The 8,491-nt window shown below is 41.5% G+C and carries 7 protein-coding genes and 1 pseudogene; 4 read left to right on the top strand and 4 right to left on the bottom strand.

From position 1 onward, the window contains the following. The first annotated feature begins 46 nt into the window (after positions 1–46). A complete protein-coding gene (locus RID09_RS24725) occupies positions 47–679 on the top strand; it encodes a hypothetical protein (protein WP_446338568.1) in 633 nt (210 codons plus the stop codon). 78 nt (positions 680–757) lie between these two features. Here the strand turns inward: RID09_RS24725 and RID09_RS24720 are convergent. Continuing rightward, a pseudogene (locus RID09_RS24720) lies at positions 758–1,072 on the bottom strand (YjbQ family protein); the annotation flags it as partial. Positions 1,073–1,262: 190 nt separating this feature from the next. On the opposite strand from RID09_RS24720, the gene RID09_RS24715 reads away from it, so the two are divergent. Continuing rightward, on the top strand, positions 1,263–1,916 hold the full coding sequence (locus RID09_RS24715) for a Uma2 family endonuclease (RefSeq protein WP_446338567.1): 654 nt from the start codon (positions 1,263–1,265) through the stop codon (positions 1,914–1,916). A gap of 59 nt (positions 1,917–1,975) precedes the next feature. Here RID09_RS24715 and RID09_RS24710 read toward each other — a convergent pair whose 3' ends face one another. Next, entirely contained in the window at positions 1,976–4,315 is a 2,340-nt protein-coding gene (locus tag RID09_RS24710; RefSeq protein WP_446338566.1) for a VIT domain-containing protein, read from the bottom strand. A 432-nt stretch (positions 4,316–4,747) separates the two neighbouring features. Here RID09_RS24710 and RID09_RS24705 point away from each other — a divergent pair, with 432 nt between their 5' ends. Then, complete coding sequence (locus RID09_RS24705) at positions 4,748–5,872, top strand: AAA family ATPase (protein ID WP_446338565.1); 1,125 nt, start codon at positions 4,748–4,750, stop codon at positions 5,870–5,872. A gap of 11 nt (positions 5,873–5,883) precedes the next feature. Further along, positions 5,884–6,591 (top strand): hypothetical protein, encoded by a 708-nt coding sequence (locus tag RID09_RS24700; RefSeq protein WP_446338564.1) that lies wholly within the window; start codon positions 5,884–5,886, stop codon positions 6,589–6,591. A gap of 63 nt (positions 6,592–6,654) precedes the next feature. Here RID09_RS24700 and RID09_RS24695 read toward each other — a convergent pair whose 3' ends face one another. Next, a complete protein-coding gene (locus tag RID09_RS24695) occupies positions 6,655–6,843 on the bottom strand; it encodes a CPXCG motif-containing cysteine-rich protein (RefSeq protein ID WP_446338563.1) in 189 nt (62 codons plus the stop codon). A gap of 100 nt (positions 6,844–6,943) precedes the next feature. Beyond that, positions 6,944–8,383, bottom strand: a complete 1,440-nt coding sequence (locus RID09_RS24690) for an MFS transporter (protein ID WP_446338562.1) — start codon at positions 8,381–8,383, stop codon at positions 6,944–6,946. Positions 8,384–8,491: the final 108 nt, after the last annotated feature.

Raw genomic sequence — 8,491 nt, 5'->3', positions numbered from 1 at the left:
TCGATATTGTTGACTTAATTGGTAAGAAATCGGGTAACGAATAGCTATGACGACGATAACTTATTGCAAAGGCTTGCCAACTCCCGCCGATGAACTTAACCCCATCGGTTTCACCGACTTGGAGATGTTTTTAACTTCATTGTCCGATATATTTTATCAAGCAACAGTTGAAACAGTTAACCATTTATTAAACAAAGAAGTTAAATTTAATCAATCCAGTTGGAATAGCCATATTCAAGAGAAATACGGACTCAGCAAGCGTTATGCTAACGGAGTAATTGCATTAGCTAAAGGAAAAACTTCCTCTGCTAAAGAATGTAGAAAAAGACAGATAAAGCAATTAAAATCACGAGTTCAGTCAGCGAAAGATTGGTTAGCCAAGATTGGATTGGTTAAATATAGTCGAATGTATGGACTATCGGATGATGTGGCTGCGGCCCTAGCAATTGCCAGAAGAGGGATGAATTTGAGTGAGAGATTGCCGCGCTCTGTGTCCGCCTATCTCGGAGTGAATCCGAGAAAGCACGTATGGAGTGCTCTATATCAATTTAATAATTTTATTGGTCGATGCCCTGTAGTCAATCGTAGGCACGATTATTACAGTGTCTCTAACTGGGAGCCGTTGGTTAAGGCTGATATCGAGCAACAACGCCGGGTATCAGCCAAGCGCAAGCGTTAACGGTCATCGACCAAAAGTTACACCGTGGACTTATACCAAGGCAGAATTACTTATGGGTAGGTTTGTCTAGGTTTTTAGAAGCGGTACGGTGATAGAAGGTCCCAACCAAGTGGCTTGTAGGTGAGAATGCCCGTTACCATCGTGCCAGGTTTGCTCATGTCCGTAGTCCCGACTGGGTGGAATCAGTTTATTTAACAGTTCCGGTAAATCCCGTTCCAATCCCGGTTCAAACTCGATTGTGCCAATGGCGGCGGTACTACCAATATTAAAGACATGAACCATTCCCGTTTCGATACCAGAGTTTTTGACAATGGCATTGACTTTATCAGTTAAGTCATGCATATCGCCATTTTTGTCAGTGGCAAGTTGAATATAGTCTTGATGAACAGCCATTATGTTGATGGGGATAACTCTTTTCTATTTAAGCAGGAGGGGTGAGGATCGTCATTGGTCATTGGTCATTGGTCATTGGTCATTGGTCATTGGTCATTGGTCATTGGTCATTGGTCATTGGTAAGCCTATGGTTGGTGTAAAAACGGTAAAAGAAAACCCAGAAAACTCAAGACTTAACGGAGTTAGACCATGTTATTAGAACTGAATCGGATCACTGTACCACCAGGACAACGGATATTGCTCTCAAATGTAAGCTGGCAGGAATTTGAGACAATTTTAGAGGATTTAGGCGAGCATCGTGCCGCTAGAGTGGCGTATGACAATGGAACCCTGGAAATTATGACCCCTTTACCTGAACATGAAAGCGGAAAAGAACTCGTTAGTGATTTACTCAAAGCACTTCTTGAAGAATTAGATATTGAATTTTGCCCCTTGGGTTCGACGACATTCAAAAATGAGGTGATGACTAAGGGAATAGAACCTGATAATTGTTTCTATATTCAAAATGAGGCAGCCGTTCGAGGAAAAGACCGCATTGACTTAACTCTAGATCCGCCTCCGGATTTAGCATTAGAGATTGATGTCACGTCTCGCACTCATCCGAGTATCTATGAAGCATTGGGAGTGCCTGAATTGTGGCGGTTTGAAAAAGGAAGATTACAAATTAACCTGCTGCGAGATGGCAAGTATAGCCCGTCTGATTTTAGCCCTAATTTTCCTAAATTTTCACTCATTGAAGCAATTCCCAAATATCTTGGTCAATGTCGGCGTTTAGGCAGAAATAAAACAATGAAAGCGTTTCGGGTTTGGGTACAAGATCAACTGTCGATATTTAATGTTTAAATTCCGTTTCTACTTTCTGTAGAGACGTAGCCCGCTACATCTCTACATAGTTACACCTATTAATTGTCGGTTTGAATCCATAAAGTTAAACGCACAGTATCCATCAGCCATTGGGGTACTCGCCAACTTAAGAGCGATCGCTTAATTAAATCAATGACAACGGCTTCGGTGAGAGTAGAAGCCTCCTCATCCCATAATACCCGCACCACACGCCCCTTACGCACAGGAACCTCAAAGACAAGTTCACCAGAGTATCCCGGTGGTAAAATGATTTGTTGCAGGTGTTTTAGGAGTAGAGCAGCGACAGAGTTTTCTAATCCAGTAACGCTGAGGAGTTGCACTGTGGCAATAGTTTCATCCTGAACCAAGGAAGAATCGGCGGAGGTGATATTAACGTTATCCGTACAGGTAAGTAGTATTTGATCCGAGGTAGAATTACCTGCAAGACTAGAGGATGCTCCATTAGCTGTGATTGAGGGAGAAATGCCAGAATCGCCTCGCGATCGCCTGAATTTGAGTCCCAAAAAACGCAGGGGAGATTGATCAAAAATCCCTTCATAAGATACCCCTTCTGGCATTTCAACGGGTACACAGACACAGATTCCCTTACCTTGCGGATCACTTCGGACTTGTTCACTGACGGCAACAAACGCCGTATAGGGTGCTAAAATCTGATAAGTCAAAGCTGTCTGTATAATTGTCTCAACCTGTTTCTTCTTTTCACAGTGCCACATTTGATTCATCAGATCTTTGATTCGCGCCCGCCCCCACAACTGCGCGATCGCACAATTCCCTTCTGAATCAAATCTCAGGTGAAATTCCTTTTGATAACGCTTACCCCCTGTAGCTGTGCCGGTAATTGTAAGAATACCCGCCTGTTCCTGATTAATCGGAGAAATGCGCCCAAATAAAACTAAGGGTTGCTGGGTAAACAAATCTGGGGGAGTTGTCGGATAGATCATCGCTTCTCCCATTCCTTCCCACTCAACATTTATATTCGTGAGAACTGGATTATTGATGTGGCACAAGAATTCTTCGGTTACCTCCTGAGTTGATTCATCCTGACGCACAATCCGCGATGTTCCTCGCCCTAATTCAGCAATACGATTTAAAAGAAACCGATTCGGTGAACTACCAACCCCAAAACTATACAACCGATTTCCCGGTTTGAGATACTGTTGCACCTCTGCCAGAATTTCTGCTTCATTGCCAATATAACCATCGGTAAGTAATACAATACTGCGTAAACGTCCTTCGGGTGCGGCGGGGAAATTCAAGACAGCGCGAATTCCATTGAGTAAATAGGTGCCGCCATTTGCCTGTAATTGATTGATGTAGGTAAGGGCTTTGATCCGATTTTGCGGCGTATTAGCTAAGGGTTTGGCAGACAATTGCGTCGTGATATCAGAAAAATCAATAATCGTAAACGTATCATTAGGATTCAAGCCCTGAATCAAGCGGCGCATGAGTTCTTGGGATTTGCGGAAGGGGTCACCTTTTTGAGACCCTGAAGTATCAATGAGAAAAACGACATCTTTGGGTACAATTTCATGGTGGGAATAATCCAAAGCCGGAATCAAATATAAGGCAAAATGACCGCCGCGTGTATCCGATTGAGTCAGTACCGTCGCCTGAGTGCGATCGCCTGCCACTTGATAGCGTAAAATCAGATCTTTGTTGGGAATAGTGTCCTCTTCCCCTAGGAGTACGCGCACCAATGTCCCCTCATGTTCCACTCTAATCTGGTGCGAGGGAGAATTGATGTGGGAAATGGGAACCCCGGCGTCAATTTCCACCGTGATCCGAATATCATGTCCAGATCGGGTGCTAGGTGGGATAATCGTAGGCATAATCCGTGACGCATCCGCCACGCGATCGCTATCCCCAGTTTCATCAATGGGAATCCCTGGACAAAAGCGGGGTGCTACCACCATCGGAAAGACAAATTCGCACTCACCGCCGCTAAATTTTAGGGTATCGGTATAGCGAATCGTTACGTCAATCTGTTCTCCGGGTTTAATATTTGCCAAGGATTGGGTAAAAATATTATCCCGTTCTTGTTCTAATAATCCTGCGGTTCGTCCTTCTTGGCGTGCTTGTTCATAAATCAGTTGCGCCTCTTCCCGTTTTTTAATCCCCCCTTTAATCACGCGATCGCCCAGTTTTATTTCCATCTCATCGACAACCGCCGCATCTGGCAAAGGGAAGATGTAAATGGCTTCTAAGGGTTCCGCGAAGGAATTTTCAAAGGTTTGCGTCACCTCGACGCGGGATAAATTACCCGCCACCTTAGCTAGCACTTGCGTATGCTTCAATGGGAAAACCAAAGCATGTTCCCCAGTTTTGGTGTAAAGTCCACCAAGGGGTTTATGAGAGCGGAGTGTTGTATTGATAACCATAAGCACATCCTTCACCAATGAGGGGCATCTGTAATCAATGCTACTGTTGAATTTTGGCGTTTCAGGAGCAGTTGACTCCTTATGCTAGCGTTAGCGGTTTTCGTACATCCAGGGAAAATCAACAAATATAAAGGATGAGGAGTATAGCGGTTTGACGCCTTCAAGGGCAGGATAGGAGCCGTTACAGCCGTTCTGAAATTCCCCGCGTGTGGTATCTTGATTGTGATAACCGCCCCGCAGCCGGACAAATTTTGTCGGGCAGTTCTTTGGAAACTGACTCGGAGTTCTATAATTTTGGGGGATTGGGATGTGCTAGGTTGCCATCTCTGATGCTTCGCAGATGGGGTGTGGGGTTGGGGTGAGTCGGACTGGAAGGTATGGACAAGGTTTTGGGTCAGGAGGGCAGTCCCGCAAAGATTACAATAAATCAACATGAAAATTAAAAAACTAGAGTATTACGATAACGAATACCAATGGAAGCTTGAACCAGTAGATTTTTTGCAGAATCTTAATCTTCTGGTCGGTGTATCTGGTGTTGGTAAGACAAGAATATTAAGATCTATAAGCAACTTGAAAAAGATAGCCAATGGTGCGTCTCTGAATGGAGTGCGCTGGAATGTTTGTTTTTTGACCAGTGATGATTTGGAATATCATTGGAGTGGAGAATTTGAGACAAAAAAAAGCACAACCCCTATTGATAGTGATTCATCGGAAGAAGAACAGGTTAAAATTATTTGTGAAACCTTAAAGCGTAATCAAGAAACTATTGTCGAAAGAACACAAGAAAAAATTATATTTCATGGAGAAAAAACCCCAAAATTATCTCCTTATGAGAGTATTATTGAGTTACTCAAACAAGAAGATAGTATTATTCGCGTCAAAGAAGAACTAGATAAAATCATACTAGCTGATTCAGGACGTAGTTTTGATAAAACAATGCTGCTACCAGTATCCATATTTAAGAAATACGAAAAATCTTCATTGCTGTCTTTAAAGGAAAGTAATTTGCCTATCCTAATTAAATTAGCTATTCTTTATAGAATACTTCCTGAAGAATTTGAAAAAATCAAGAAAACTTTCACAATAATTTTTCCCAATGTGGCAGATATAAAAATAGAATCTCTAAAAGACGAGGATATTCCTATTGCATTATCCCAGTTATTGAAGGAAGCGACTACTGTGAGCATTAAAGAAAAAGGAGTCCAAAACTGGATTAAAAATATTTCATCAGGAATGTTTAAAACTTTAATGTACATCAGCCAATTATATTTATCTCCTGATAATTGTGTTATTCTGATTGATGAATTTGAAAATAGCCTCGGTGTTAATTGTCTTGATAGCGTTACCGATCTGATCTTGGACAATCAAGGATCACAATTTATGGTTACCAGTCATCATCCTTATGTCATTAATAATATTAGTCCTGCTTATTGGAAAATAGTGACTCGTCAAGGAAGTTTGGTAACCGTAAAAAATGCAGAAGATTTTCATATTTCCGAATCTAGGCAAAAAGCTTTTATTGATTTAATTAATGTCCTTGAGGATGATGAATATTGAGAATATTAATAATGAATATTTACTTTTTAGTGGAGGGTAATAGTACAGAAAAAAAGATTTATCCCAAATGGCTTGGGTATCTTCTTCCTGAATTAATACGAGTTAAATATCATGATCAAGTTCAAAAAAATAATTATTATCTTATAAGCGGAAAAGGTTATCCTGCTATTTTACATGATGGACTTGATAATGCAATTGACAAAATCAAAGAAACAAACAATTATGATTATTTAGTTCTTTGTCTGGATGCTGATGAAGAGACAGTAAATGAAAGAGAAAGTTATATTGAAAACCTTATCCAGGGGAAGAATACAGATTTAGGCGACACTAAAATTAAAATCATTATACAAAATCGCTGTATAGAGACTTGGTTATTAGGCAATAGAAAAATTTTTGATTCAAAACAACCACTAGAATCACCATTATCAGATTATGTAAACTATTATGATGTTTCTCAGTATGATCCTGAAAAAATGGGTAAGTATAATATGAGAAATCACGCCGATTTTCATTTGAAATATGTACAAAAAATTTTTGAGGCAAGAAACATATCTTATACTAAAAAATTTCCCGGTGATGCCATAAAAAGATATTATTTAGAGCAATTACAGAAAAGAGTACAAGGTGACTCGACACACCTCGAAACGTTTCACAATTTCTTGAGTTTTTGTGAAACTCTTAAAAAGAGTATGGTGACAAATAGTGATGCTCAAGAGTAAAGGTAACAAACCAAAACTGATTTTAAACCGCTCCAGCATCAAAGAAATTAACCAAAGCACCAGTTAACTTTCTACATCCGTATCAATTTCTAGGTCGAGAGTTTCTTCATCAATCCGGACATACAAAATATTCGGTTGACAACAAACCTGGCAATCCTCAACGTAAGATTGCTGAGAGCCAGCACTAATGTCAATAAACGTGACGTTAGCTTCGCCACAGTAGGCGCAAATATATTCTGCTGTGTTTTCCATTATAAATGATGACTAATAACTTATAAATAAGGGCGGGTTTTATTCCTCAGTTATTGGTAACCAGCAAGCTTTAGTGGCTAAACCCGCCCCTAACATTGACTCATGACTTATGATTACGTTCCCAGAGTTGATGGAGAATTTGGACATGAACCTCACGAGTAATCGGATAAAAATAGGTGAAAACCAAACCGCAAATTAATATCAGCGTGGGTAAAGGACCAATAATCATCCGGATGGCGAACAAAGCCGACTCCGGTTGCACAGGATTGGGTTCTCCCGCCACACTGGGAATAAACCCTGCCCAGTCGAGTATTTTCCCCACTAAAAAGAGTGCGATCGCAAAACCCATTTTCTGAAACAATACCATGAAGCCATAGAAAATTCCCTCCCGCCGTTGTCCGCTGTTGAGTTCATCGAGATCCACAACATCAGGTAACATTGACCAAGGAATCAGATAAGCTGTGGCAATGCCAAACCCAGCCAGTACAGCCAAACCATATAATAAACCAACTTGACCGGGTTGGAGGAAAAATAATCCAGATTCCGCCAAAATTAACAACGGCATCCCGATTAAATAAACCGCTTTTTTACCCACTCGTTTACTCACGAAACTCCACATAAACATCATCGTCAGTGCCGTTCCTTGCACCGCGATCGCGACTTGGGTAAAATGGTGATCAGGTAATCCCATCCAGTTAATCACAAAGTAAGGCAAAATCGCGGCAGTTATCTGTACACCTAACCAGGAGCAAAGATAAATGCCCATGACACACAAGAAGGGGCGATTGGTGAAGATATAGCCAATCTGCGATCGCCAGGATAAGGATGGAGGGACAGGCGCATTCAATGTCTCTGGTTCTTGAGCCTTGAGAACAATCTTACGAGTTCCTAAAACACTGACGTAGACGGACACAACAGCGCAAGTGGCACAAACAATTCCTAACACTAAATATTTTTGGCTAGGGTGTTCAACCATGGAAAAGATAACTTGAGCTAAGACTAATGCAAAAATCGCGCCGCCAACAGAAAATGCCGATTTAAAACTGATTAAGCTAGTGCGTTCGTGATAATCTTGAGTCAGTTCTGGGACTAGGGCAGATAGGGGCAGTAGCACTGATGTAAACGCAGCATAAAATAGAACCCCCACAATGCCGTAGTAACCTAATAAGGCTTGCTGATTCAACGTTCCATCGTTACTAAACGTTGGCACAATCCACAGCAACACAAAAAATACTCCCAAAGGAACTGCCCCACAAACAATCCATGGATATCGTCGTCCCCAAGGTGAACGGGTGTGATCACTAAGCCAGCCAATCATCGGATCATTAATCCCATCCCAGGCTTTGCTAATCAGCAGGACACTACCCGCTGTACTGGCATTAAGTCCAGCGACATTGGTAAGAAAAAATAAGAAGAAAAATGATAAAATGTTGCCGGGAATTGCTGCTGATAACTCACCTAAGCCATAGGTGAACTTGGTGGTAAAACTCAGCTTTTTCGCTTCTGGCTTCGGTAAGGCGGGTGGGTGAGGGTATTCCATAGAGTCGCGATCGCACAATTAAAGTGGATAGTTGGGGTAAGCATATCAGACTCTCCATCCATCGCTGTGATCCAGGTTTACCAACGTGCTAATGGCAAAAATAGCACT

This window comes from Coleofasciculus sp. G1-WW12-02, from assembly GCF_040219735.1.
Lineage (GTDB): Bacteria > Cyanobacteriota > Cyanobacteriia > Cyanobacteriales > Coleofasciculaceae > Coleofasciculus.
The sequence above is the reverse complement of the archived record's forward strand: the minus strand, read 5'-3'. Positions and strand labels throughout refer to the sequence as shown.

Coding starts and splice junctions, on each gene's coding strand:
- RID09_RS24725 (WP_446338568.1), top strand. CDS start 47: ATGACGACGATAACTTATTGCAAAGGCTTGCCAACTCCCGCCGATGAA.
- RID09_RS24715 (WP_446338567.1), top strand. CDS start 1,263: ATGTTATTAGAACTGAATCGGATCACTGTACCACCAGGACAACGGATA.
- RID09_RS24690 (WP_446338562.1), bottom strand. CDS start 8,383: ATGGAATACCCTCACCCACCCGCCTTACCGAAGCCAGAAGCGAAAAAG.
- RID09_RS24700 (WP_446338564.1), top strand. CDS start 5,884: ATGAATATTTACTTTTTAGTGGAGGGTAATAGTACAGAAAAAAAGATT.
- RID09_RS24710 (WP_446338566.1), bottom strand. CDS start 4,315: ATGGTTATCAATACAACACTCCGCTCTCATAAACCCCTTGGTGGACTT.
- RID09_RS24705 (WP_446338565.1), top strand. CDS start 4,748: ATGAAAATTAAAAAACTAGAGTATTACGATAACGAATACCAATGGAAG.
- RID09_RS24695 (WP_446338563.1), bottom strand. CDS start 6,843: ATGGAAAACACAGCAGAATATATTTGCGCCTACTGTGGCGAAGCTAAC.